This is a genomic window from Mycolicibacterium monacense (assembly GCF_010731575.1).
Lineage (GTDB): Bacteria > Actinomycetota > Actinomycetes > Mycobacteriales > Mycobacteriaceae > Mycobacterium > Mycobacterium monacense.
In genome coordinates, this window is the sequence record NZ_AP022617.1 from 2879008 (window position 1) to 2902971 (window position 23964).

The following is a 23964-nucleotide window of genomic DNA, read 5'->3' on the forward strand; positions in this document are numbered from 1 at the left end:
GGAGGTCAACGGAGTGGACGTCACTGTCGTCGGCAGCGGCCCCAACGGCCTGGCCGCCGCGGTCATCTGCGCCCGTGCGGGTCTGTCGGTGCGGGTGATCGAGGGTCAGCCCACGCCGGGCGGCGGTGCGCGCAGCGCTGCCGACCCCGAGTTCCCGGACGTTCTGCACGACGTGTGCTCGGCGGTGCATCCGCTGTCCGTGGCGTCGCCGTTTTTCGCGGAGTTCGATCTCGCGGCGCGCGGCGTGGACCTGATCTCACCGGAGGTGTCCTACGCCAACCCGCTGCCCGGCCGGCCGGCGGCCGTCGCGTACCGGTCGCTGGACCGGACGTGCGCCGAACTCGACCACGGTGAGTCGTGGCGGCGGTTGTTCGGGCCGTTGGTCGAGCACGTCGACGGTGTGCTCGGCTTCTTCCTCGGCGACAAACGGTCGCTGCCGCCGGATCTCCCGACGACGGTGCGCACCGGCCTGCGGGTGCTGGCCCAGGGCAGCCCGTTGTGGGGGTCGCTGCGGGGTGAGGACGCCAGGGCGCTGTTCACCGGTGTCGGCGTACACGCCATCAAGGCCATTCCCTCCCCGGTGAACAGCGGTGCGGGCCTGATGCTCGGCACGGTCGCGCACACCGCGGGGTGGCCGGTCCCCGTCGGGGGCACGCAACGGATCTCCGATGCGCTGATCGCCGATCTCCAGGCGCACGGCGGCGAACTGGTGCTCGGCGAACCCGTCACCGCACCCCCGGCCGGGGTGACCCTCTACGACACCGCGCCCACCGCACTACTGGCGATCTACGGCGACGCGGTACCGCCGCGCTACGCACGGGCCCTGCGCCACTACCGGTACGGCCCCGGGGTCTGCAAGGTCGACTTCGTCCTGTCCGGTGAGATCCCGTGGCGCGACCCGCGGGTCCGCGATGCGGTCACCGTGCACATGGGCGGCAGCCGCGCGCAGATGGCGCTCGCCGAACGCGACGTCGCCGCGGGCCGGCACGCCGAGTGGCCGATGGTGCTGGCGTCGCTCCCCCACCTGGCGGATCCGTCACGCATCGACGCCCAGGGGCGCCGCCCGCTGTGGACCTACGCGCACGTGCCGTCGGGCTCGGACGCCGACCTCACCGAGACGGTGACCGCCATGTTCGAACGCGCGGCGCCGGGTTTCCGCGATCTGGTCGTCGGCGCCCGGTGCGTACCGGCGGCGCAGATGTCGCTGCACAACGCGAATTACGTCGGCGGCGACATCATCGTCGGCGGGGCGACGCTGTTCGCCGCGATGGTCGGACCGACGTTGCGGCTCGACCCGTGGACCACCCCGATCCCCGGGGCGTACCTGTGCTCGTCGGCCACCCCGCCCGGCACCGGTGTGCACGGGATGGCCGGCTACTACGCGGCGCGCACGATGCTGCGCCGCGAATTCGGCATCGAAAAGCTGCCGAGCCTGGTCCCCTGAAGGCGATTTCGGCGTGGCCGGTCGCGCTCACCGCGACCAGCCACGCCGAAATCACTGGAACTAAGCGGTTTCGGTGATCGGCCGGTCGACCCAGCTCATCAGGTCGCGCAGCTTCTTGCCGGTGACCTCGATCGGGTGCTCGGCGTTCTTCTTGCGCAGGTCCTCGAGTTCCTTGTTGCCGCCCTCGACGTTGGCCACCAGGCGCTTGACGAACGTCCCGTCCTGAATGTCCTTGAGGATGGCGCGCATCCGCTCCTTGGTGTCGGCGTCGATCACCCGCGGACCCGACAGGTAGCCACCGAATTCGGCGGTGTCGGACACCGAGTAGTTCATCCGCGCGATGCCACCCTCGTACATCAGGTCGACGATGAGCTTGAGCTCGTGCAGCACCTCGAAATAGGCCATCTCGGGCGCGTAACCCGCCTCGACCATCACCTCGAAGCCGGTCTTGACCAGTTCCTCGGTGCCACCGCACAGCACGGCCTGCTCACCGAACAGGTCGGTCTCGGTCTCTTCCTTGAAGGTGGTCTTGATGACGCCGGCGCGGGCGCCGCCGATCGCGGCGGCGTACGACAGTGCCAGCGCCTGGCCCTCACCCTTGGGGTCCTGGTCGATCGCGATCAGGCAGGGCACGCCCTTGCCGTCGACGAACTGACGGCGCACCAGGTGGCCGGGCCCCTTGGGGGCGACCATGCCGACGGTGACGTTGGCCGGCGGCTTGATCAGACCGAAGTGGATGTTGAGGCCGTGACCGAAGAACAGCGCGTTGCCGTCCTCCAGATTGGGTTCGATGTCGTTCGTGAAGATCTCGGCCTGCGCGGTGTCGGGCGCCAGCAGCATGATCACGTCGGCCCACTTGGCCACCTCGGCCGGGGTGTCGACCTCGAGGCCCTGCTCGGTGACCTTCTCGCGGGACTTCGAGCCCTCCTTGAGGCCGACCTTCACCTGCACGCCGGAGTCGCGCAGGCTCAGCGAATGCGCGTGCCCCTGGCTGCCATAGCCGATGACGGCGACCTTGCGTCCCTGGATGATGGACAGATCGGCATCATCGTCGTAGAACATCTCAACTGCCACTGGTAATTTTCCTTCTCTGACTTGCGGTTTGGGATCTATTTCACGGTGCCGATGCCGCGCGGACCGCGCGACAGCGACACCACACCGGACTGCACGAGCTCACGGACGCCGTACGGCTCGAGCACCCGCAGCAGCGCGTCGAGCTTCTCCTGGGTGCCGGTGGCCTCGACGGTCAGCGATTCGGTCGACACGTCGACGACCTTGGCGCGGAACAGGTTCACCGCTTCGATGACCTGACCGCGGGTGGTGGCGTCCGCGCGCACCTTGATCAGCGCGAGTTCGCGGGCGACGGAGTTGTCCTCGTCCTGTTCGACGATCTTGATCACGTTGATCAGCTTGTTGAGCTGTTTGGTGATCTGCTCCAGCGGCGCTTCTTCGACGCTGACGACAATCGTCATCCGCGACATGTTCTTCTGCTCGGTCGCGCCGACCGCCAGGGACTGGATGTTGAAGCCGCGCCGGGAGAACAGCGACGCGACGCGGGCGAGCACACCGGGTTTGTCCTCGACGAGCACCGACAAGGTGTGGGTACGGACGTTTCCTGTCGTAGCCATCAGTGTCCTCGCTTCTTCGCGCACGCGCTCATCAGGCATGCCCCTCGTCGTTGTCGTCGAACAGTGGACGGATGTCGCGGGCGGCCATGATCTCGTCGTTGCTGGTGCCCGCGGCGACCATCGGCCACACCTGCGCGTCGGCGCCGACGGTGAAGTCGATGACCACCGGCCGGTCGTTGATGGCCTGCGCCTGCCTGATCACCTCGACGACGTCTTCCTCACGCTCACAACGCAATCCGACGCAGCCCAGTGCCTCGGCCAGCTTGACGAAGTCGGGGATGCGGCGCGAGTGCGTGGCCAGATCGGTTTGGCTGTACCGCTCTTCGTAGAACAGCGTCTGCCACTGCCGGACCATGCCGAGGTTGCCGTTGTTGATGACGGCCACCTTGATCGGGATGCCCTCGATCGCGCAGGTCGCCAACTCCTGGTTGGTCATCTGGAAGCAGCCGTCGCCGTCGATCGCCCACACCTCGGTGTCCGGACGGCCCATCTTGGCGCCCATCGCGGCGGGCACCGCGAAGCCCATGGTGCCCAGGCCGCCCGAGTTCAGCCACGTCTTGGGCTTCTCGTAGGAGATGAACTGCGCCGCCCACATCTGGTGCTGTCCGACGCCGGCCACGTAGATCGCGTCCGGACCGGCCAGCTTGCCCAGCTGTTCGATGACGTACTCCGGCGAGAGGCTGCCGTCGCTCTGCGGGCCGTAGCTCAGCGGATAGGTCGACTGCACCTCACGCAGATACGACCACCAGTTGTCGAGCGACAAGCTCACACCGTCTTTGCGCAGCACCTCGATCAGTTCGGTGATGACGGCCTTGACGTCACCGACGATCGGCACGTCGGCGTGGCGGTTCTTGCCGATCTCGGCGGGGTCGATGTCGGCGTGGATCACCTTGGCGTCCGGCGCGAACGAGTCGAGCTGACCGGTGACCCGGTCGTCGAAGCGGGTGCCGAGCGCGATGAGCAGGTCGCTCTTCTGCAGTGCGGCCACCGCGGAGACGGTGCCGTGCATACCGGGCATGCCGAGGTTCTGCGGATGGCTGTCCGGGAATGCGCCGCGGGCCATCAGCGTGGTCACCACGGGGATGCCGGTGAGCTCGGCCAGATCGAGCAACTGCTCGCTGGCCTCGCCGCGGATGATGCCGCCGCCGACGTAGAGCACCGGCTTGCGGGAAGCGGCGATCAGCTTGGCGGCCTCCCGGATCTGGCGGTTGTGCGGTTTGGTGTTCGGCTTGTAGCCGGGCAGGTCGATCTGCGGCGGCCAGCTGAACCGGCACTGCCCCTGCAGGATGTCCTTCGGGATGTCGACGAGCACGGCGCCCGGGCGTCCGGTCTTGGCGATGTGGAACGCCTCGGCGAGCGCGCGCGGGATGTCGTCACCGTTGCGGACCAGGAAGTTGTGCTTGGTGATCGGCATCGTGATGCCGGAGATGTCGGCTTCCTGGAAGGCGTCGGTGCCGATCAGCCCGCGGCCGACCTGTCCCGTGATGGCCACCACGGGGATCGAGTCCATCTGCGCATCCGCCAGCGGGGTCACCAGGTTGGTCGCGCCGGGACCCGAGGTGGCCATCATCACGCCGACCTTGCCGGTGGCGTGGGCGTAGCCGCTGGCGGCGTGGCCGGCACCCTGTTCGTGGCGCACCAGCACGTGGCGCAGCTTCTGGGAGTCGAACAGCGGGTCGTAGACCGGCAGCACGGCACCGCCCGGGATACCGAAGATGGTGTCGACGTCCAGTTCCTCGAGCGAACGGATCACCGCCTGGGCACCCGTCATCTGTTCGGGAGCCAGGGTGCGGGGCCGCACCGTCTTCGGGCTGGTGGACTGGACGGCCGACACGGCCTGCGCGGTGTCAGGCGGTGTCGCGTGCGGTGGTCGCGTGGTCGGTGCGCTCACGATGTCCTCTTGTCGTTTCTTCCTGGTGGGATGGACGCGTTCTCGGGCAAGAAAAAACCCCCGACAGCGGGCCGCTGTTCGAGGGTGGCGCGTCGATGCTGGTGGCTATGCCCGGCAGAGGGCCAGCGCGGCATCTACGCGCCAACCAATTACTACGAGCGATGTCGGCGCCGAAGCGCCTCCGTCGAGCATCCCCGGGGTCTGCATAACACCTGACGGTAGCCTCCGCACTGGTCACTGGTCAAATTGCGGTCGGGGGCGGGATCCCCCGTCGGAGGCGGTGCCAGAATCGGTGGCGTGAGCTCTTCTGATCCCTCGGCCACCACCGCTCCGGTCGTCATCCGGATTCCGCGCACCGCCCACCTCGCGGTCGGCTTCTTCACGCTGGGGTTGTTGTCCATCGTGCTGGCCAACCCACGTTGGTTCGCGGTGCTGCTGGTCATCCCGGTGGTGGCCTCGGTGTACATCATGCGCCTGCGCACCGTCGCCGACCGGGACACGGTCACCGCCCGCAATCTGCTGGGCAGTCAGACCGTGGCCTGGGACGAGATCGAGGGACTGCGGTTCAGCAAGGCCAACTGGGCCCGCGCGACACGCAAGGACGGCAGCGAGATGCGGCTACCCGCGGTGACGTTCTCCAGCCTGCCGCAGTTGACCGCGGCCAGCGGCGGTCGGGTGCCCAACCCGTACCGGTGAGGCCGTCACGCCAAGGGGTTGGCTCAGGCCATCACGCCAAGGGATTGGCTCAGGCCGTCACGCCAAGGGATTGGCTCAGGCCGTCACGCCAAGGGATTGGCGCCGTTGAGCAGGACCCACATCGCGACCCCCAGCCCGATACCGAACAGCAGCGCGACCACCGATCCGACGAATGGCCGTCGTGCCCAGCCCCGGCCCGCATCGAATCCGTAGCGCCCGGGGCCGGTGAGGATCAACGCGGCGGCGATCACGATGAGCGTCACTTGGAATTCGAAGCCGCCGGGCAGGAAGAAGGGGAAGCCGCTGTCGGACTGACCGGCGACGCCGGCCAGCAGCGCGTTGATGAGGTAGGCCAGCGCGACCGCGGCCGCCACCGGGGTGAACAGGCCGAGCACGAGCAGCAGGCCCGCGCCGATCTGAGCGGCGGCGCCGACATAGGTGAGGATGTTGGCGTGCTGGTAGCCGACTTCGGCGAGCGAATCCTGGAAGCCCCCCAGCCCGGGGCCGCCCCACCAGCCGAACGCCTTCTGCAGCCCGTGGCCGATCAGCAGCACGCCCAGCCCGACGCGCAGCAGCATCAGCCCGAGGTCCTGGGTGCCGCGTCTGCGCGCCGCCCTGACCTGCTCGTCGGCGATGTCGTGGCCGATCTCCGTCGGCTCCGCGCCGTACGGCATCACCGGGTGGCCGGTGTGCGGTTGCACGTAGGGCAACGGTTCGGGGTCGTTCATCAGGTTGAACACCGGCGGGGCGGGGGCACCCTTGGCCGCGTCGTAGCGCGGGATCGCGGTGGTCTCGAAATCGCCGCCGTAGTTGGGCGACGGCAGATCGTCTTCGGGGTCGACCAGGCTTGCCGAGGTCGGCCGGGCCGGATCGTCGGGCCGTTGCCAGGTGCGCGCGTCCTGGGGGTGACTGGTCACGACTGTCAGGGTAAGTGCTGATCATCGCGGAATCGTGTATTTACCTCGGCGCTGCTGCCCACGTCTTGGGCGGGTTGCCACCGGTTGCCCGGAGACCGGCGTGGCGCACTCCGGCGGAGAATCCGTAACCTGGCCAGCATGAGAACGCGCCGGCCGCTCCTCGGGGTGGCAGCACTGCTGTGCGCCACGGCGTTGTTCGGTTCCGGGTGCGCACGCTTCGACGGGGCGCAGTCGCAGCCGTTCACCACCGAACCCGAACTCCGGCCGGGGCCGACGTCGTCCGAGCCGCCGCCCCCGCCGCTGCCGGCCAAACCGTTCCCGAAGGCCTGTCCGGCGCCCGGCGTGATGCAGGGCTGCCTGGAGAGCACCAGCGGGCTGATCATGCTGCCCGACAGCCAGTCAGCGCTCGTCGCGGAGCGCACCACGGGTGCGGTCAAAGAGGTGTCGGTCCGAGCCGAACCGAAGGTGAAGACGACGATCCCCGTCGACCCGTCCGGCGACGGCGGGTTGATGGACATCGTGCTGTCCCCCACTTACAGCCAGGACCGGCTGATGTACGCCTACGTCAGCACACCCACCGACAACCGGGTGGTGCGCATCGCCGACGGCGACGTGCCCAAGCCGATCCTGACCGGGATCCCCAAGGGCGCGACCGGCAACACCGGTTCGTTGATCTTCACCAGTCCGACCACGCTGCTGGTTCAGACCGGCGACGCCGGGAACCCCGGTGCGGCCGCCGATCCCGCGTCGCAGGCGGGCAAGGTGCTGCGCATCGAACAGCCCACCACCGTCAACCAGGCGCCGACCACCACGGCCATGAGCGGGATGGGTTCGGGCGGTGCTATGTGCATCGACCCGTCCGACGGGGCGCTCTACGTCACCGACCGCACGCCCACCGGCGACCGGTTGCAGAAGATGACCAAGGACTCGAAGATCTCGACGGTGTGGACGTGGCCGGACCGGCCGGGCGTCGCGGGGTGCGCGGCGCTGGACGGCACCGTGCTGGTCAACCTCGTCAACACCAAACAGACCGTCGCGGTGCGCCAGGCCCCCGACACCGGCGCGGTGACCGGCCAGCCCGAGGTGATCCGTCAGGACACCCGTGGCCACGCGTGGGCGCTGGCGCTGTCCGCGGACGGCAACGTGTGGGGGGCGACGGTGAACAAGACCGCCGGTGACGCCGAACGCCTCGACGACGTGGTCTTCCCGCTCTTCCCGCAGGGCGGCGGCTTCCCGCGCAGCAACGCCGACAACACGTAGGGCCTCGACCACACATCTGGCCAAGTCACCCTCGGCGGAAACCCCACGCCCGTAACGTGCTTCTCGTCTCACGAGAAGCACATTGCCGGGAGGTGGTCGGTGACGGGACGTTGCACGGGCAAGGTGGCGCTGGTGACCGGGAGCAGCCGGGGCCTGGGTGCGGCGATCGCGACACGGCTGGCCGCCGAGGGGGCGGCGGTGGTGCTCACGGCGCGGACCCTGGAACCGGATCCGAGATACCGGGGGTCGCTGCAGGAGACGCGCGACGCGATCCTCACCGCGGGCGGCACCGCGGTCGCCGTCGCCGCGGACCTGTCCCGGCCCGAGGAGCGCGAGCGGCTGTTCGCGGAGGCGACGAAGGAACTCGGCGCACCGGACATCCTCGTCAACAACGCGGCGGTGACGTTCCTGCGACCGCTCGACGGTTTTCCCGACAAGCGGGTGCGCTTGATGCTGGAGATGCACCTGCTCGCACCACTGCACCTGAGCCAGTTGGCGATCCCCGCGATGCGCGAACGCGGCCGCGGCTGGATCCTCAACGTGACGTCGGTCGCCGGCGACCTGCCGCCCGGCCCCCCGTTCTCCGAGTTCGACCGCACCGCCGGGTTCGGCGTCTACGGCACGGCGAAGGCCGCGCTGAACCGATTGACGAAAAGCCTTGCCGCAGAACTGTTCGACGACGGGATCGCGGTCAACGCGGCGGCGCCGACGAACCCGGTCGCCACGCCCGGCGCCGGCACGCTCGACCTGGCCAAGACCGACACCGAGGACATCAGCCTCATCGCCGAGACGGCGCTGACGCTGTGCACCGGTGATCCGGCGACGCTGACCGGACGGATCGCCCACACCCAGTCGTTCCTCGGCGAGATCGGTTGGCTGCGTGAGTGAACTCGAGCTCGAATCGCTGCGGACGCGGCTGGCGGCGGCCGGCGTCTGCGATGTTCGTCCGCTCACCGGCGGGGCGTCGAGCCTGACCTTCCGCGCCACCCGCGGCGATCGGCCGGTCGTGGTGAAGGTCGCGCCACCCGGGCACGCCCCCGTCGGCCACCGCGATGTGCTCCGGCAGGCGCGGATCATCGAGGCGCTCGCGGCGACGGACGTGCCGGTGCCAGAGGTGTTGTGCACTGACCCCGGCGCACCACCGGAAATTCCCCCGCTGTTCGTGATGTCACTGGTCGAGGGTGAGTCGTTCGAGCCGCTGTTCGACACCGACGCTGCTCGGGAAGACACCGATGGCGCTCGGAAAGACACTGTGCCCGAACGCTTTCGGAGCGCCGCACGGGTGCTCGCGGCGCTGCACCGGATACCGCCCGCCGGCCTCGGGTTGACCGGTGAGCCGGTCGGCGATGCGGTCGCGGAGGTCGACCGCTGGTCGGCCACCCTGCGGACCGTCGACCCCGCGTTGGTACCGGGGTGGACGGCAGTGCGCGAAGCACTCGTGGCCACTGCGCCTGCGCCGGTGCGGCCGGGTGTGGTGCACGGGGATTACCGGCTCGGAAACCTGGTCGCCTGCGGAACGGCGATCACCGCGGTGATCGACTGGGAGATCTGGTCGGTCGGCGACCCGCGCATCGACCTCGGATGGTTCCTCGTCAACGCCGACCCCGACACCTATCGCCGGCCGACGCCCTACGTCGACGCCGTACCGGCGGTCGCCGAGTTGGCGTCGTGCTACACCGACGCGGTCGGCGCCCCGATGCCGGAGCTGCCGTGGTTCACGGCGCTGGCATGTTTCAAGTCGGCGGCGACCTGGTCACTGATCGTCAAGCACAATCGCCGGAAGTCCACGCCCCGTGCGGAACTCGAGGCGATGGCGCCCACCCTGCCGCATCTGCTGGAGCGGGCGACGACGTTGCTGGGCTGAACTCACCCGCTGCGCGGGATCCCGGCGAGCTTGTCGGCGAACTTCTCCTCCGCCTGCGCACGCAGGCGCAGCAGATGCTGTGACGGGAAGGTGTCGGGGGCGGGTTCGACGTCGGCGAGCAGCAGCCGGGCCAACGTGACCTTGTGCACCTCGGTGGGTCCGTCGGCCAACCCCAGCACGAACGATTCGGTGAGGTACTGCACGAACGGCATCTCGTGGGACGTACCCAGCGAACCGTGGATCTGCAGTGCCCGGGCCGAGACGTCGTGCAGCACCTTCTGCATCATCGCCTTGACCGCCGAGATGTCGGCGCGCACGGCCCGGTAATCGTTGTACTGGTCGATCTTCCACGCGGTCTGCAGGGTCAGCAGACGGAACGCCTCGATCTCCATCCACGAGTCGGCGACCATCTCCTGGACCATCTGCTTCTCGGAGAGCATGCCGCCCTGCGTGTACCGCGACACCGCCCGCTCCCGGATCATGTCGAAGATCCGCCGCACCAGCCCGACGGTGCGCATCGCGTGGTGGATGCGACCACCACCGAGGCGGGTCTGCGCCACCACGAACGCGCCACCGCGCGGTCCGAGCATGTGGTCGGCGGGCACCCGCACGTTCTCGTAGTGCACATATCCCTCTCGACCACCACCCCCGAGTGGCTGGTAGCCGAGCCCGACATCGCGCAGGACGTTGACACCGGGTGTGCCCCCGGGCACGACGAACATCGAATAACGTTGATACGGAGGAGCATCCGGGTCCGTCATCGCCATCACGATGATGAACGAGGCCATCGACGCGAACGACGAATACCACTTCTCGCCGTTGATCACCCAGTGGTCGCCGTCCTGAACGGCGGTGGTGGTGAACACCTTCGGATCCGCCCCGCCGTGCGGTTCGGTCATGGAGAAACAGGAGATGATCCGGTTGTCCAGCAGCGGCTCGAGGTAGCGCTGCTTGAGTTCCAGAGTGCCGTAGTGGGCGAGGATCTCACTGTTGCCGGAGTCGGGGGCCTGGGAGCCGAACACGATCGGCGCGCACTCCGAGCGACCCAGGATCTCGTTGAGCAGGGCCAGCTTGACCTGACCGTAGCCGGGGCCGCCGAGGTGCGGGCCCAGATGGGTGGCCCACAGTCCGCGCTCCTTGACGATCTGCTGCAGCGGCGGGATCAGCGCCTGTCGCACCGGATCGTTCAGGTCGTGGGATTCCTTGACGATCAGGTCGATGGGCTCGCATTCGGCGCGGACGAAATCCTCGACCCACGCCAACTGCTCGGCCCACTCGGGGTCGGTCGAAAAATCCCAGGCCATCGACGCTCTCCTCTATTTCGCGGTCCACGGCTGCCGCCGGGCGGCCGCCTCGTCGGTCGCGTGGGCCAGAACCTGGTTGCGGTTCTCCAGCTCCAGTGCCGCGGCGAGGTCGGGGGCGTCGGTGTTGACCTGCAGCGCGCGCTTGGTCAACTGCACACCGAACGGCGAGAGCCCGGCCAACAGCGCAGCCAGTTCGACCGCCCGATCGACGAGAACCTCGGGGTCGACCAGTTCGCTGACCAGCCCTCGCCGGTCGGCTTCCCCGGCCGACACCGTGCGGCCGGTCAGCATCCAGTCGGCCGCGACACTCGTGCCGACGATGCGCGGCAGGTGGTAGCTCATGCCCATCTCGGCGCCAGACAGCCCGAGCAGGATCGCCGCGTTGCCGAATGTTGCTGCGCTCGAACAGATCCGAATGTCGGCGGCCAGGCACAGCGCCATTCCGGCGCCGACGCACGGACCGTTGACGGCCGCCACCACGGGTTGCGGCAGCGCCCGCAACGCCTGCGGTAACGCCGCCATCGCCTCCTGGAACCGCATCCGGTCCAGGGCGGGGGCGTCCGCCTCGAGCATCCCGTCCCCGAAGTCGCGCACGTCGAGTCCAGAACAGAAGCCGCGACCGGTCCCGGTGAGCACGACCGAACGCGTCGCCGTGTCGGCGCGGATGGCGGCGAGCGTGGCGGCGAGGTCGGCGACCATCGCGGAGTTGATCGCGTTGAGCCGGTCGGGGCGGTTGAGGTGCAGCAGGACGACGCCCGGGCTCGGCGTCGTCGCGGTGACGGTGTCCGTCATCGGCAGCTCCCCTCGTCGCACGCCGGCGGCAGAGCGGAAACGCCCTTGCGTGTGACGAGAAGGCTATTCTCCGAAAAGGCGCGGGGCAATCACGGCGCGCCCCTATGCTGAGCGAGTGCCCAGCGATTCGTCGGCGCCGACGGTTCAGCCCGCTGCGTTCCTGCGCACGACCCTGCCGCTGGACCTGACCGGGCTGGCGGCCCTCGACAGCGGCCGCTACCACTCGATCTGGCTCCCCGACCACATGGTCAGTTTCTGGCCGGACTCGATCTGGACACCGGAGTTCACCGACCTCGCCGACACCTCCCCCTCACCGCACCGCCACCTCGACGGGATGGCGGTGGCCGCCGCCGCTGCCGTATTGACCGAGTCCACCCCACTGGCGACCGCGGTCGTCGACACCGTCCGGCGCCACCCCGCCTCGCTGGCCCAGAGCGCGCTGACCATCGATCACCTGTCCGGCGGCCGCTTCATCCTGGGACTCGGCAGCGGCGAGGCCGAGAACATCGTCCCCTACGGATTCGACTTCGACCGGCCCGTGAGCCGGTTCGAGGAGGCGCTGCACGTCATCCGGTTGTTGTGGGACTCCGACGGACCCGTCGACTTCACCGGACGGTTCCACCGACTGCGCGGGGCGCGCCTGGACACCGAACCGTTCGGCGGCCGCGTCCCGCCGATCTGGATCGGAGCCAGCGGACCGCGGATGCTCGACATCGTCGGTCGCCACGCCGACGGATGGTGGCCGGCCGGGGCGTGGACGCCGCAGCACTACGCCGACATGCTCGGCGCGGTCCGGAGCTCGGCCGAACGGGCCGGGCGCGATCCGATGGCGATCACCCCGTGCTTCATCCAGGTGTGCCTGATCGCCAAAGACGATGCCGCCCTGGCTGAGATCCTGGACGCACCGCTGGTCAAGGCGTTCCTGCTGCAGGTGTCCGCGCAGACCCTGCGCGCGTTCGGTCACGAGCATCCGATGGGCAACGACTGGCGGGGGTTCCACGACATCGACCCGGCGACGCTGACCCGCGAACGCATCGTCGACTTCCTCGCCCGGGTGCGGCCCGAGGCGATCCTCGCCGTCCTGCCGCACGGCACACCCGCTCAGGTCGCCCGCACCGTCAAGGACTACGTCGAGGCCGGGCTGCGGGTGCCCAAGATCATGGACTACGGCGCCATGGCCGGACTGCGGTTCGCGGCCGCATCCGCCGACAACGTGCGCGAGGCCGAGGACGAACTGATGAGACTGTGCGGGGTACCGATATGAGCGAACGCCTGCACGCCCAGGACCTGTTGGCCCGCGCGGAAGCGGCCACCGGACTGTACGACTACGGCGATCCGACGCTGCCCGCACGGTTCGGCATCGCCGTCGACCACCTCAACGGCCAGGGCATGGACGCCGAGGGCGTGCAACGCGCGGCACAGGTGTGCCACTGGCTGCTGACGTCGCGGCTGGAGTTCTTCGCCGACCGGGACCGCTACCCGATCGGCGACGAGGTCATCGAGCGGCCGATGTTCGTCACCGGTGAACCCCGTTCCGGCACAACGCTGATGCACGCGCTGATGTCGGTGGACCCCGATGCGCGCGCCCTGCGGTTCTGGGAGGTGATGTATCCGTCACCGCCGCCCGGCCTCGCCGGACCGGACGACACCCGCCGTACCCGCGCGAATGCGGACTGGCGGGAGATCAATGCCAAGATGCCGAAGTGGCTGCACAGCCACCCCTACAACGACATGCTCGGCGACGGGCTGCCCGAGGACGAGCGGACCTGGGCGTTCGACTTCCGGGTGATGACCCCGACGGCGTGGTGGCGGGTCCCGATGCAGACGGTGGTCGGCGGCCTGCCGACCGATCCGGCCGCGCAGTACCGGATCCACCAGGCGATGCTGCAACAGTGCCAGTATCGCCGCCCACGAAAGCGCTGGGTGCTCAAGGGTTTCCACGGGTTCCGGTTGACCGAGTTCTTCGCCGGGTACCCCGACGCGTCGCTCATCTGGCTGCACCGCGACCCCGTCCAGGTGGCGGCGTCGCGGACGATGATGATGGCCGACATCCTCGACGGCATCGTCGGGCCGATCGATCTGAAGGCCGCGGCGAAGATGCATCTCGACCTCACCCGGGCGAGCATCGCCAACACCATGAGCCATCCCCTGGTCGACGATCCCCGGATCCAGCATGTCCGCTACACCGACTTCGTCGCCGATCCCGTCGGTACCGTGCGCGCCTACCACGCGTTCTGCGGACACGCGCTGACGGAAGCGGCGGAGTCCGCGATGCGTGACTACCTCGCGCACAACCGCGGCGACCGGTACGGCAAGTTCCGGTACTCGACGTCGCTGCTGACCGACATCGGTGAGGACATCGACGCGCTCAACGAGGAGTTCCGGCCGTTCCGCGAGCGATTCGGCGTGGCGATCGAGAAGCGGGACTGAGTCATGCACGAGCGGCTCTCGGTGCACAGTGTGACGTTCTTCGGGGATCCGCTCGCCGAGTTGCACCACCAGTGGCACGCACTGGGTCTGACGCGGTTGAGCATCCTCGACTCGCAGCTGTCGGACCCCGCGCTGGCGCCGCTGCTCGCCGCACACGGATACCGGGTCGACGCCGTCTACCACCTGTTCGCCGGCGGGCGGCTCCAGTCCGACCGCACCGCCGCCAGGGACGCGTTGACGAATGTGATCGACGCGGCGGCCGATGCGGGCGCCCGCATGATCTACCTGCTCACCGGCGGACGCGGATCGCTGTCGTGGCGGCAGGCCGCCGATGCGTTCTGCGAGGAGGTGGCCCCCTGCCTCGCTCACGCGCGCAGGCGCGGGGTGGCGTTGGCGATCGAGAACGCGTCGAGCCTCTACGCCGACATGCACATCGCCCACTCGCTGCGCGACACCATCGCGCTCGCCGAGATGGCCGACCTCGGAATCTGTGTCGACCTGTTCCACTGTTGGGCCGAGGCCGAACTCCCCGAACTGCTCGACCGTGCCCTTCCGCGTACCGAACTCGTCCAAGTGAGCGACTACGTTCTGGGTGACCGGTCGCTGCCCGCGCGCGCGGTTCCCGGGGACGGGGTGATACCGCTCGAGCCGTGCGTGGCCCAGATCCTCGCCGGTGGCTACACGCACGGATTCGACCTCGAGCTGATCGGGCCGCGGATCGAGGCCGAGGGCCGCGCGGTCGCGGCGCGACGGGCGTGCGAGACCGTCAGCGCGATGCTCGACCGGCTGGTGCGGTGATGGTGTTCGGCGACGGTCCCGACGACACGGCGCTCGATGCGGCGTGGGCGGCGTTCTGCGACCGGTTGAAAGCCGCGGGCGCGCAGGCGTTCAAGGATCACAACGCCACCTCGGGCGCACAGCGGGTCGACGCGTTGCGTTTCCTCACCCAGAACCTGGGTCAGGCCTTCGACCTGGCGCTCGAAACCGCCGACACCCGGTATCCGATCGTGCACGCCTTCTGCACCCCGCTGCGCAAACTGGGCGGTGACAGTGCGGACTTCACCTACCACCAGGCCTGGATCGACGGGGCACACACCTACCGCCTCACCGGGAACCGGGGCGGCGCACCGTTTTTCAACATCACCGTGCAGGGTCCGCGGGGTTCGGGTCCCGGCGTCCTGCACGAGCCGTTCGGTGACGTCCCGGAGGTCAACCTGTCCGGCTCCCAGCTGGCGACGGCCGCCGGCGGCGACTTCGAGCTCTACATCGGTGGACCCGAGCGCGGACCGAACTGGCTGCCGACGACACCGGGTTCGCGAAAACTGTTCATCCGTCAGGGTTTCGACCGGTGGGACGACCGGCCGGCCGAACTGCGCATCGAACGCGTCGGCATGGCGGCCCCGCGGCCACTGCCCACACCCGCCGAGATGGTGGCCGCCATCGGTTGGGCCGGTGACTTCGTCGAAGGGGTGATGCGCGACTGGCCGGACTACCCGTTCACCTACGGCGGCGTCGACGCCGCGCACCCCAACCGGTTTCCCGCCGTCGACTCCGACACCGGTGACGACAAGAGGGGCCGCGCGGCGGCGAACATGTTCTGGGAACTCGGCGCCGACGAAGCGCTGATCATCGAGTTCGACGCGCACGAGGGCCTGTGGATGCTCACCAACATGGGCGTGTTCTTCAACAGCATGGACTACCTGTACCGGCCCGTCTCCTACACCCCGAGCCGCACGGTGACCGACGGTGACGGGCGGATCCGCATCGTGCTGGCCCACGACGATCCGGGCTGTCACAACTGGCTCGACACCCAGGGATTCAGCCGCGGCAACGTCACCTACCGGCACATGCTGGCCGGAAAGCCCGCCGTGCTGCACACCAGGCTGGTGGCCCGGTCCGACCTCGCCGACGCGCTACCGCCGGACACCGCCACCGTCACCGGCGAGCAACGCGTCGCCCAGATGTGGGCCCGGTTCAACGGGATCCGACGACGCCACCGGATGTGAGCCGTCAACTGCAGGCGGCGAGCACCAGTTCGCGCACCCGCGCCGCGTCGGCCTGACCCTTGGTCGCCTTCATCACCGCACCGACGATCGCGCCTGCGGCCTGCACCTTGCCGCCGCGGATCTTCTCCACGATGCCCGGGTTGGCGGCCAGCGCCTCGTCGACCGCGGCCTGCAGCGCCGAATCGTCGCGCACCACTTCGAGTCCGCGGTCGGCCATCACCTGGGCGGGCTCACCCTCACCGGCGAGCACCCCCTCGACGACCTGGCGGGCCAGCTTGTTGGACAGCTTGCCGTCGTCGACGAGTTTCACCACCGCGGCGACCTGCGCCGGGGTGATCGGCAGCGCGTCGAGTTCGACTCCACTTTCATTGGCCTTCTGCACCAGGAAGTTTCCCCACCAGGCGCGCGCGGCCTCACTGGAGGCCCCCTGTTCGACGGTCGCCGCGACGAGGTCGATCGCGCCGTTGTTGACCAGATCGCGCATCACCTCGTCGGAGATGCCCCACTCCTGCTGGATCCGGTTGCGGCGCAACCACGGAAGCTCCGGCAGACTCTGGCGCAGGTGTTCGACGAACTCGGCGTCCGGGGCGACCGGTTCGAGATCCGGCTCGGGGAAGTAGCGGTAGTCCTCGGCGGTCTCCTTGCTGCGCCCCGGCGAGGTGTACCCGTCCTCGTGGAAGTGCCGGGTCTCCTGGTGCACCTGACCGCCCGAGGTCAGCACCGCCGCCTGACGGCGCATCTCGTAGCGCACCGCGACCTCGACGCTCTTGAGCGAGTTGACGTTCTTGGTCTCGGTCCGGGTGCCGAACTCGGCCTGACCGATCGGTTTGAGCGACAGGTTCGCATCGCAGCGCATCGACCCCTGGTCCATGCGCACGTCGGAGACCCCGAGCGCGCGCAGCAGATCGCGCAGTGCGGTGACGTAGGCACGGGCGATCTCCGGGGCCTTGACGCCCGCGCCTTCGATCGGCCGGGTGACGATCTCGATCAGCGGTACACCGGCGCGGTTGTAGTCGGCCAGCGAGTTCGTCGCCCCCGCGATGCGGCCGGTGTCGCTGCCCAGGTGGGTCAGCTTGCCGGTGTCCTCTTCCATGTGCGCACGTTCGATCTCCACGCGCCACGTGCTGCCGTCGTCGAGCGGGACGTCGAGGTACCCGTTGATCGCGATCGGCTCGTCGTACTGCGAGATCTGGTAGTTCTTCGGCTGGTCGGGATAGAAGTAGTTCTTGCGGGCGAACCGGCACCACGGGACGATCTCGCAGTTCAGGGCCAGCCCGATGCGGATCGCCGATTCGACGGCCTGCTGGTTGAGCACGGGTAGCGAACCGGGCAGGCCGAGGCAGACCGGGCACACCTGGGTGTTGGGCTCGGCGCCGAACGCGTTGGCGCACCCGCAGAACATCTTGGTCGCGGTGGAGAGCTCGACGTGCACCTCCATGCCCATCACCGGTTCGAAGCGGGCCACCACGTCGTCGTAGTCGAGCAGTTCTGCCGCCGATGTCGCCGTCATGACCTCGATCCTAGTTGTGGCCTTCCGCGCCCCGACCATCCCCGGAAGGCGATCGAGCCAACAGTGGCCCGCCGGACGTGACCAAGCCCGCACGAAGTCGCCATGACGGCCAGTCGCGCCAGTTAATAAGGGGAGCTAAAGTGTCGTTCAAGATCAACGGATCGGGGTCAGGGGATGAAGATCAGTCGGGTCTGGAATATCGCGATCGCGGCCGCGGCGGTCGGATCGGGTGTGGCGGCCGGCGGCGTACTGAGCGCCCCGTCCGCGGCGGCCGAACCGTGTCCCGACGTGGAGGTCATCTTCGCGCGCGGCACCACCGAGGCGCCCGGCGTGGGCTGGGCCGGCCAGGAGTTCGTCGACGCGTTGCAGTCCCAGATGGGTGGCCGGTCGGTGCAGGTCCACCCGGTGGCCTACCCGGCGAGCCCCGACTGGCCGCGTGCCGCCGACGGGGTCATCGACACCAGCAACCGGGTCCGCGAGGTCGTGGCCACCTGCCCCGATACGAAGATGGTCCTCGGCGGCTACTCCCAGGGCGCGGCGGTCATGGGTTACGTGACGGCCGACCAGATTCCGCCCGGTTACATCCCCCCGGCCGGCATCACCGGGCCGATGGCCCCGGAGATCGCCGACCACGTCGCCGCCGTCGTACTGTTCGGGAAGCCGTCGACCCGGTTCCTCGACGCGATCAGCGCACCGCCCATCACGATCGGTTCGCTGTATGCGGACAAGACGCTGAGCCAGTGCATTCCCGACGATCCGGTCTGCACCGCGGACGGCGCAAACCTGTTCGCGCACAGTCAGTATGGCGCCAACGGCATGATCGACCAGGCCGCCACGTTCGCCGTCGACCGACTCGGCGACGTCGAAGCTCAGCCGAAGAACTCCGCGGCGTCGTCGTAGCGGCTCTGCGGCACCAGTTTGAGCCTGCGGGTCGCGTCGGCCAACGACACCCGGCCGATCTCCTGCCCGCGCGCCGACACCATCATCCCGTACTCACCGGCGTGTGCGGCGTCGGCGGCGTTCACGCCGAACCGCGTCGCCAGCACCCGGTCGTAGGGGGTGGGCGTACCGCCGCGCTGTACGTGGCCGAGCACCGTCACCCGCACGTCGCGGTTGACCCGCTTCTCCACCTCGATCGCCAACTGCTGGGCCACGCCGGTGAACTTCTCGTGGCCGAACTCGTCCATCCCGCCCTGCCGTAGCTGCATGGTGCCCTCGGCGGGTTTGGCCCCCTCGGCCACCACGCAGATGAAATGCGAATCGCCGCGGACGAACCGCTGTTTGACCAGCCGGCACACCTCTTCGACGTCGAAGGGTTGTTCGGGGATCAGCGTCATGTGCGCACCGGAGGCCAGGCCGGCGTTGAGCGCGATCCAGCCGGCGTGGCGGCCCATCACCTCGACGAGCATCACCCGCTGATGCGATTCCGCGGTCGAGTGCAGTCGGTCGATCGCCTCGCTGGCGACCGTGAGCGCGGTGTCGTGGCCGAAAGTGACGTCGGTGCAATCGATGTCGTTGTCGATGGTCTTCGGCACACCGACGACCGGCACGTTCTCCTCGGACAGCCAGTGCGCGGCGGTCAGCGTGCCCTCCCCGCCGATCGGGATCAGCACGTCGATGCCGTTGTCGTCGAGGGTCTGCTTGATCTGGTCGAGCCCGGCGCGCAGCTTCTCCGGATGCACCCGTGCGGTGCCGAGGATGGTGCCGCCCTTGGCGAGTAGCCGGTCGTTGCGGGCGTCGTTGCGCAACTGGATGCGCCGGTTCTCCAGCAATCCGCGCCAGCCGTCCTGGAAACCCACCACCGAGGAGCCGTAGCGGACGTCGCAGGTGCGGACCACGGCCCGGATCACCGCGTTCAGGCCGGGACAGTCGCCGCCGCCGGTGAGAACTCCTATGCGCATGGGTCCATTCTCCCTGTGGCTCACGCCGAGCGCACGGTTGTTGGCCGCTGCACTCGATCGATGCGTACACCGCCCGTGCAGTCGGCGCCTATAACGCGGTGGGCAGCGGACCGCGGGCCGCCTCGTAGGCCGCGCCCACCCGGTAGAGGCGGTCGTCGGCCAGTGCGGGCGCCATGATCTGCAGGCCCACCGGCAGGTTGTCGTCCGGGGACAGGCCCGAGGGCACCGACATCCCGCAGTGCCCGGCCAGGTTCAGCGGCAGCGTGCACAGGTCGAACAGGTACATCGCCAGCGGATCGTCGACCTTCTCCCCCAGGCGGAACGCCGTGGACGGAGTGGCCGGGGTGACCAGGACGTCGACCTTCTCGTACGCCGCGTCGAGGTCACCGGCGATGAGGGTGCGGACTTTCTGCGCCTGGTTGTAGTACGCGTCGTAATAGCCGGCCGACAGCGCATAGGTGCCGATCATGATGCGGCGCTTGACTTCTGGCCCGAAGCCGGCCGCCCGGGTCATCGCCATCACCTCTTCGGCGCTGTGGGTGCCGTCGTCGCCGACGCGCATGCCGAACCGCATGGCATCGAAGCGGGCGAGGTTCGACGACACCTCCGAGGGCAGGATCAGGTAGTAGGCGGCCAGCGAATGGTCGAAGTTCGGGCAGTCCACCTCGACGACGTCGGCGCCGAGCGCGGTGAGTTGTTCGACCGCGGCTGTGAACGACGCCAGCACACCGGGTTGGTAGCCCTCGCCGCGCAGCTGCTTGACCACCCCGACCCGCACCCCGTTCAGATCACCGGACGCACCCGCACGGGCCGCGGCGACCACGTCGGGCACCTCGGCGGGCACCGACGTGGAGTCCCTGGGGTCGTGGCCGGCGATCACCTGGTGCAGCAGCGCGGTGTCGAGCACCGTGCGCGCACACGGCCCGCCCTGATCCAGCGACGACGCACAGGCGATCAGCCCGTACCGCGACACCGTGCCGTAGGTGGGTTTCACCCCGACGGTCGCGGTCAGCGCCGCCGGCTGGCGGATCGAGCCGCCGGTGTCGGTGCCGATGGCCAACGGCGCCTGGAACGCCGCGAGCGCCGCGGCGCTGCCGCCGCCGGACCCGCCGGGCACCCGATCGACGTCCCACGGATTCCGGGTCGGTCCGTAGGCGGAGTTCTCGGTGGAACTGCCCATGGCGAATTCGTCCATGTTGGTCTTGCCGAGGATCGGCAGTCCCGCCGCGCGGAGCCGGAAGGTGACCGTCGCGTCGTACGGCGAACGCCAGCCCTCGAGGATCTTCGATCCGCAGGTGGTCGGCATGTCGGTGGTGGTGAACACGTCCTTGAGGGCCACCGGGACACCCGCCAACGGTGACGGCAGGCGCTCGCCCTCGGCCACCGCGGCGTCGACACGGGCGGCGGCGGCCAGTGCCCGGTTGCCCGCCACGTGCAGGAACGCGTGATAGCGATCGTCGGTGGCGGCGATCTGGTCCAGGCACGCCTGGGTGAGTTCGGTGGACGAGATCTCCTTGGCGGCGATCCGGCCGGCCAGGGTGGCGGCGTCTTCGCGGATCAGCTCGGTGCTGCTCATTCGGGCTCCCCCAGAATCCGCGGGACGGCGAACCGGCCGTCGACGGCCTTGGGTGCGGCGTCGAGCGCCTGGTCCTGACTGAGGCCGGGCACCACGGCATCGGGGCGCATGACGTTGACGTCGGTCAGGGGGTTGCCGGTCGGCCGCACACCGGTGACGTCGACGGACTGGATCGTGCTGACATGGCCCAGGATGGCGTCCAACTGGCCGGCGAAGCTGTCGAGTTCATCATCGCTCAGCGCCAGGCGGGCCAGTCGGGCCAGGTGGGCCACCTCGTCTCGGGAGATCTGTGACACGACCACGAAGCCTAGTCGGGAGCCCGCGGCGGGTGGTCGGCGGCGCTGAGCACCGCGGTTTCGCGAGTCGCTTCGCGGGGCCGTCCGTGCGAAAGTGGTCGCCGTGCCTTCGTATCTGCTGCGGGTTCAAGTCGAGGACCGGCCCGGCCGGCTCGGCGCGCTCGCCGTGGCTCTCGGTTCGGTGGGCGCCGACATCCTGTCGCTCGACGTCGTCGAACGCGTCGCCGGTTACGCGATCGACGATCTGGTGGTCGACCTGCCCGCCGGGACGATGCCCGACCGGTTGATCACCGCCGCCGAAAGCCTCACCGGCGTCTACGTCGACACCATCCGCCCGCACACCGGGTTGCTGGAGGCGCACCGCGAACTGGAGTTGATCGACCACATCGCCGCGGCGAAGGGTAAGGCGGCGAAGCTGCAGACCCTCGTCGACGAGGCGCCGCGCGTGCTGCGGGTGGGTTGGTGCACCGTGGTGCGCGACGACGGATCCGGGCTGCAACGCGTCGTCGGCAGTCACGGCGCCCCGGAGACGCAGGCCCAGAGCGCGCCGTGGCTGCCGCTGGCCCACGCCGAGGCGCTCGACGCCTCCGCGGATTGGGTGCCGCAGCTGTGGCGCGATATGGACACCACGCTCGCCGCGGCCCCGCTCGGCGACGCCGGCACCGCCGTGGTGCTCGGTCGCCCGGGTGGGCCGGCCTTCCGGCCGTCGGAAGTCGCGCGCCTGGGCTACCTCGCCGGCATCGTCAATACGATCCTGCGGTGATGCCCTAGCCGCCGGCGGGGACGGGGTAGCGGTCGTTGACGTCGGCGTTGGTGTCCTTGCGCGCGCAGTGGGCGCAACAGAAGATCGCCTCGTCGGTCTCGACGCCGTGCCCGAGGATCCGGCATCCGCAGTGCGCGCATTCCGGTGCCAGCTGGACCGCTGCGCATTCGATGCTGTCGAACGTCGCGCTGCGTCCGTCGGCCCACGTCACGGTGAACGCCTTGTCGTAGTGGTTGCCGCAGGTGTCGCAGGTCGCCATGTAGTCCTCCCGGTTGTCTTCGTGACCCCTTGGGTTCCCGTGCCGTCGACCGCCAAACCCGCTGTGCCGTTTCGCCCCTGCCCGCGACGGGTACTGGACCGGTCGGCGCCCAGCCCACTGCGCCGACCCTTTTCCACCGACATGCGGAGGTTTCCTCGCGTGGCTCAGAAGCCCATCACCACCGGTCAGGACGTCGTCGACTACCTCGAGGCGCAACACGAAGCCATCCGGCAGTTGTTCGTCGAAACCCTCGACGCGGCCGACGCCGAAACCAAGCGCGAGAAGTTCACCCGGTTGCGCACCATGCTGGCGGTCCACGAGACGGCCGAGGAGATGATGGTGCACCCGAGAGTGCGCCGCAAGATCGAGGGGGCGGGCGCGGTCGTCGACGCACGCCTCGCCGAAGAACACGACTCGAAGATCGCTTTGAGCGAACTCGAGAAGCTCGACATCGACACCGCGGACTTCACCAAGGGGCTCATCCACCTCCAGGCGGCCGTCCTCGAGCACGCCGAGAAGGAGGAGGCCGAGGAGTTCCCGCTTCTCACAGAGCATCTCGAGGCCGAGGAGCTCGAACGCCTCGCGGTCGCGGTCCAGGTCGCCGAGCGCATCGCGCCGACCCACCCGCACGCCGGCGTCGAATCGGCAACGGCGAACTTCGCGCTCGGCCCGTTCGCCTCGCTGATCGACCGGGCGCGCGACGCGCTGCGCGGCGCCGCCTGACCCACCCCACCCGACAAACGCGCCCAGCGTTGCGGCCGGCGGCTGTTACGGTCGACTGAGACCGACGACTCCGCCGTCTGGAAGGCTGCCGCGTGGGAACGTTCCTGATCGTGCTGGCGATCGCGCTGTTCGCCGGTGCCGTCATCGCCCTGGTGCTGGGCTTCAAGCGGTCGAAGAAGCCGAAAACGGAACCGCAGCGCACTGATCCGCTGCGGTTCTCGACGCCGCAGGAGTTCGGGCCACGCCAGCTGGGGCCCGGAGCGATCGTCAGCTACGGCGGGGTCGACCTCATCGTGCGGGGGTCGGTCACCCTGCGCCAGGGTCCGTTCGTGTGGTGGGAGCACCTGCTCGAGGGCGGCGACGAGCCGGTCTGGTTCAGCGTCGAGGAGGACGAGGGCCGCCTCGAACTGGCCATGTGGACCCGTCGCCCTGATCTGCGACTGGAGCCGGGCGGCTCGCACGTCGTCGACGGCATCGGATTCGTCGAGACCGAACGCGGCCGCGCGTCCTACACCACCGAAGGCACCACCGGGCTGCCGGCGGGCGGCGACATGGAGTTCGTCGACTACGCCGACAACACCGGCGACACCTTCCTGGGCTTCGAACGCTGGGCGCCCGAGATGCCGTGGGAGATCTCGATCGGGCGGACGGTGCGTCCCGTCGAGCTCACCGTCTATCCGGCTCCCCCGGCCGGTTCCTAGGGC

At 69.2% G+C, this 23964-nt stretch carries 24 protein-coding genes; 13 read left to right on the plus strand and 11 right to left on the minus strand.

The features are described from left to right. Positions 1 to 13: 13 nt before the first annotated feature. Entirely contained in the window at positions 14 to 1444 is a 1431-nt protein-coding gene (locus G6N49_RS13825; RefSeq protein WP_011855297.1) for a phytoene desaturase family protein, read from the plus strand. Positions 1445 to 1504: 60 nt separating this feature from the next. On the opposite strand, the gene ilvC is transcribed toward G6N49_RS13825, so the two are convergent. Genes ilvC through G6N49_RS13840 form a run of 3 tightly spaced genes read right to left on the minus strand, consistent with a single transcriptional unit; the run spans position 1505 to position 4963 of the window. Further along, complete coding sequence (gene ilvC, locus G6N49_RS13830) at positions 1505 to 2506, minus strand: ketol-acid reductoisomerase (RefSeq protein WP_179967841.1); 1002 nt, start codon at positions 2504 to 2506, stop codon at positions 1505 to 1507. A gap of 47 nt (positions 2507 to 2553) precedes the next feature. Then, positions 2554 to 3072, minus strand: coding sequence for an acetolactate synthase small subunit (gene ilvN / locus G6N49_RS13835; protein WP_011559307.1), 519 nt, complete (start codon positions 3070 to 3072; stop codon positions 2554 to 2556). A gap of 31 nt (positions 3073 to 3103) precedes the next feature. Next, entirely contained in the window at positions 3104 to 4963 is a 1860-nt protein-coding gene (locus G6N49_RS13840; protein ID WP_011559306.1) for an acetolactate synthase large subunit, read from the minus strand. A 297-nt stretch (positions 4964 to 5260) separates the two neighbouring features. Here G6N49_RS13840 and G6N49_RS13845 point away from each other — a divergent pair, with 297 nt between their 5' ends. Continuing rightward, positions 5261 to 5659, plus strand: coding sequence for a PH domain-containing protein (locus G6N49_RS13845; protein ID WP_011855296.1), 399 nt, complete (start codon positions 5261 to 5263; stop codon positions 5657 to 5659). 83 nt (positions 5660 to 5742) lie between these two features. Here the strand turns inward: G6N49_RS13845 and G6N49_RS13850 are convergent, their stop codons facing one another. After that, entirely contained in the window at positions 5743 to 6576 is an 834-nt protein-coding gene (locus G6N49_RS13850) for a DoxX family protein (RefSeq protein WP_011855295.1), read from the minus strand. Positions 6577 to 6714: 138 nt separating this feature from the next. Between G6N49_RS13850 and G6N49_RS13855 the strand changes: the two genes are divergently transcribed. From G6N49_RS13855 to G6N49_RS13865, 3 genes are all read left to right on the plus strand, one after another. Next, positions 6715 to 7836, plus strand: coding sequence for a PQQ-dependent sugar dehydrogenase (locus tag G6N49_RS13855; RefSeq protein ID WP_167535179.1), 1122 nt, complete (start codon positions 6715 to 6717; stop codon positions 7834 to 7836). Between the two features lie 99 nt (positions 7837 to 7935). After that, positions 7936 to 8724: an SDR family NAD(P)-dependent oxidoreductase gene (locus G6N49_RS13860; protein ID WP_064875899.1), complete on the plus strand. Its 789-nt coding sequence runs from the start codon at positions 7936 to 7938 to the stop codon at positions 8722 to 8724. Then, the gene (locus G6N49_RS13865) at positions 8717 to 9700 is read left to right on the plus strand and encodes a phosphotransferase family protein (protein ID WP_083045360.1); all 984 of its coding nucleotides are present in this window, start codon (positions 8717 to 8719) and stop codon (positions 9698 to 9700) included. Before G6N49_RS13860 ends, G6N49_RS13865 begins: the two co-directional genes overlap by 8 nt. A gap of 2 nt (positions 9701 to 9702) precedes the next feature. On the opposite strand, the gene G6N49_RS13870 is transcribed toward G6N49_RS13865, so the two are convergent. Both G6N49_RS13870 and G6N49_RS13875 read right to left on the minus strand, forming a co-directional pair. Beyond that, positions 9703 to 11004 (minus strand): acyl-CoA dehydrogenase family protein, encoded by a 1302-nt coding sequence (locus G6N49_RS13870; RefSeq protein ID WP_064875905.1) that lies wholly within the window; start codon positions 11002 to 11004, stop codon positions 9703 to 9705. 12 nt (positions 11005 to 11016) lie between these two features. Continuing rightward, the gene (locus G6N49_RS13875) at positions 11017 to 11796 is read right to left on the minus strand and encodes an enoyl-CoA hydratase/isomerase family protein (RefSeq protein WP_083045361.1); all 780 of its coding nucleotides are present in this window, start codon (positions 11794 to 11796) and stop codon (positions 11017 to 11019) included. Between the two features lie 88 nt (positions 11797 to 11884). Here G6N49_RS13875 and G6N49_RS13880 point away from each other — a divergent pair, with 88 nt between their 5' ends. Genes G6N49_RS13880 through G6N49_RS13895 form a run of 4 tightly spaced genes read left to right on the plus strand, consistent with a single transcriptional unit; the run spans position 11885 to position 16232 of the window. Then, positions 11885 to 13060: an LLM class flavin-dependent oxidoreductase gene (locus tag G6N49_RS13880; protein ID WP_064875909.1), complete on the plus strand. Its 1176-nt coding sequence runs from the start codon at positions 11885 to 11887 to the stop codon at positions 13058 to 13060. Then, the gene (locus G6N49_RS13885; RefSeq protein ID WP_011855290.1) at positions 13057 to 14226 is read left to right on the plus strand and encodes a sulfotransferase family protein; all 1170 of its coding nucleotides are present in this window, start codon (positions 13057 to 13059) and stop codon (positions 14224 to 14226) included. Before G6N49_RS13880 ends, G6N49_RS13885 begins: the two co-directional genes overlap by 4 nt. Before the next feature lie 3 nt (positions 14227 to 14229). Further along, on the plus strand, positions 14230 to 15024 hold the full coding sequence (locus tag G6N49_RS13890) for a sugar phosphate isomerase/epimerase family protein (RefSeq protein WP_083045362.1): 795 nt from the start codon (positions 14230 to 14232) through the stop codon (positions 15022 to 15024). Further along, positions 15024 to 16232 carry a DUF1214 domain-containing protein gene (locus tag G6N49_RS13895; protein ID WP_083045363.1) on the plus strand — a complete coding sequence of 403 codons (1209 nt, stop codon included), beginning with the start codon at positions 15024 to 15026 and terminating at the stop codon, positions 16230 to 16232. Before G6N49_RS13890 ends, G6N49_RS13895 begins: the two co-directional genes overlap by 1 nt. 4 nt (positions 16233 to 16236) lie before the next feature. On the opposite strand, the gene gatB is transcribed toward G6N49_RS13895, so the two are convergent. After that, entirely contained in the window at positions 16237 to 17742 is a 1506-nt protein-coding gene (gene gatB, locus G6N49_RS13900; protein ID WP_011559294.1) for an Asp-tRNA(Asn)/Glu-tRNA(Gln) amidotransferase subunit GatB, read from the minus strand. 174 nt (positions 17743 to 17916) lie between these two features. On the opposite strand from gatB, the gene G6N49_RS13905 reads away from it, so the two are divergent. After that, positions 17917 to 18642 carry a cutinase family protein gene (locus G6N49_RS13905; RefSeq protein ID WP_011559293.1) on the plus strand — a complete coding sequence of 242 codons (726 nt, stop codon included), beginning with the start codon at positions 17917 to 17919 and terminating at the stop codon, positions 18640 to 18642. Here the strand turns inward: G6N49_RS13905 and G6N49_RS13910 are convergent. The 3 genes from G6N49_RS13910 to gatC all read right to left on the minus strand — a co-directional run bounded on the left by G6N49_RS13910 (position 18612) and on the right by gatC (position 21515). Continuing rightward, on the minus strand, positions 18612 to 19643 hold the full coding sequence (locus G6N49_RS13910) for an ATP-dependent 6-phosphofructokinase (protein WP_011559292.1): 1032 nt from the start codon (positions 19641 to 19643) through the stop codon (positions 18612 to 18614). The genes G6N49_RS13905 and G6N49_RS13910 overlap by 31 nt on opposite strands. A gap of 88 nt (positions 19644 to 19731) precedes the next feature. Continuing rightward, positions 19732 to 21219 (minus strand): Asp-tRNA(Asn)/Glu-tRNA(Gln) amidotransferase subunit GatA, encoded by a 1488-nt coding sequence (gene gatA, locus G6N49_RS13915; RefSeq protein ID WP_011559291.1) that lies wholly within the window; start codon positions 21217 to 21219, stop codon positions 19732 to 19734. Continuing rightward, positions 21216 to 21515, minus strand: a complete 300-nt coding sequence (gene gatC / locus G6N49_RS13920; protein ID WP_041310100.1) for an Asp-tRNA(Asn)/Glu-tRNA(Gln) amidotransferase subunit GatC — start codon at positions 21513 to 21515, stop codon at positions 21216 to 21218. The genes gatA and gatC overlap by 4 nt, the downstream gene beginning before the upstream one ends. 94 nt (positions 21516 to 21609) lie before the next feature. Between gatC and G6N49_RS13925 the strand changes: the two genes are divergently transcribed. Beyond that, complete coding sequence (locus tag G6N49_RS13925) at positions 21610 to 22278, plus strand: ACT domain-containing protein (protein WP_064875914.1); 669 nt, start codon at positions 21610 to 21612, stop codon at positions 22276 to 22278. Positions 22279 to 22282: 4 nt separating this feature from the next. Here G6N49_RS13925 and G6N49_RS13930 read toward each other — a convergent pair whose 3' ends face one another. Next, a complete protein-coding gene (locus G6N49_RS13930; protein WP_011559288.1) occupies positions 22283 to 22537 on the minus strand; it encodes a metallothionein in 255 nt (84 codons plus the stop codon). Positions 22538 to 22678: 141 nt separating this feature from the next. Here G6N49_RS13930 and G6N49_RS13935 point away from each other — a divergent pair, with 141 nt between their 5' ends. Together G6N49_RS13935 and G6N49_RS13940 are read left to right on the plus strand one after the other, a co-directional pair. After that, positions 22679 to 23260 carry a hemerythrin domain-containing protein gene (locus tag G6N49_RS13935; protein ID WP_011559287.1) on the plus strand — a complete coding sequence of 194 codons (582 nt, stop codon included), beginning with the start codon at positions 22679 to 22681 and terminating at the stop codon, positions 23258 to 23260. Positions 23261 to 23352: 92 nt separating this feature from the next. Next, entirely contained in the window at positions 23353 to 23961 is a 609-nt protein-coding gene (locus tag G6N49_RS13940) for a DUF4178 domain-containing protein (protein ID WP_041309565.1), read from the plus strand. The last annotated feature ends 3 nt before the right edge of the window (positions 23962 to 23964 follow it).

Coding starts and splice junctions, on each gene's coding strand:
- ilvC (WP_179967841.1), bottom strand. CDS start 2,506: ATGTTCTACGACGATGATGCCGATCTGTCCATCATCCAGGGACGCAAG.
- ilvN (WP_011559307.1), bottom strand. CDS start 3,072: ATGGCTACGACAGGAAACGTCCGTACCCACACCTTGTCGGTGCTCGTC.
- G6N49_RS13855 (WP_167535179.1), top strand. CDS start 6,715: ATGAGAACGCGCCGGCCGCTCCTCGGGGTGGCAGCACTGCTGTGCGCC.
- G6N49_RS13870 (WP_064875905.1), bottom strand. CDS start 11,004: ATGGCCTGGGATTTTTCGACCGACCCCGAGTGGGCCGAGCAGTTGGCG.
- G6N49_RS13875 (WP_083045361.1), bottom strand. CDS start 11,796: ATGACGGACACCGTCACCGCGACGACGCCGAGCCCGGGCGTCGTCCTG.
- G6N49_RS13885 (WP_011855290.1), top strand. CDS start 13,057: ATGAGCGAACGCCTGCACGCCCAGGACCTGTTGGCCCGCGCGGAAGCG.
- G6N49_RS13890 (WP_083045362.1), top strand. CDS start 14,230: ATGCACGAGCGGCTCTCGGTGCACAGTGTGACGTTCTTCGGGGATCCG.
- G6N49_RS13895 (WP_083045363.1), top strand. CDS start 15,024: ATGGTGTTCGGCGACGGTCCCGACGACACGGCGCTCGATGCGGCGTGG.
- gatB (WP_011559294.1), bottom strand. CDS start 17,742: ATGACGGCGACATCGGCGGCAGAACTGCTCGACTACGACGACGTGGTG.
- G6N49_RS13905 (WP_011559293.1), top strand. CDS start 17,917: ATGAAGATCAGTCGGGTCTGGAATATCGCGATCGCGGCCGCGGCGGTC.
- G6N49_RS13910 (WP_011559292.1), bottom strand. CDS start 19,643: ATGCGCATAGGAGTTCTCACCGGCGGCGGCGACTGTCCCGGCCTGAAC.
- gatA (WP_011559291.1), bottom strand. CDS start 21,219: ATGAGCAGCACCGAGCTGATCCGCGAAGACGCCGCCACCCTGGCCGGC.
- G6N49_RS13930 (WP_011559288.1), bottom strand. CDS start 22,537: ATGGCGACCTGCGACACCTGCGGCAACCACTACGACAAGGCGTTCACC.
- G6N49_RS13935 (WP_011559287.1), top strand. CDS start 22,679: ATGCGGAGGTTTCCTCGCGTGGCTCAGAAGCCCATCACCACCGGTCAG.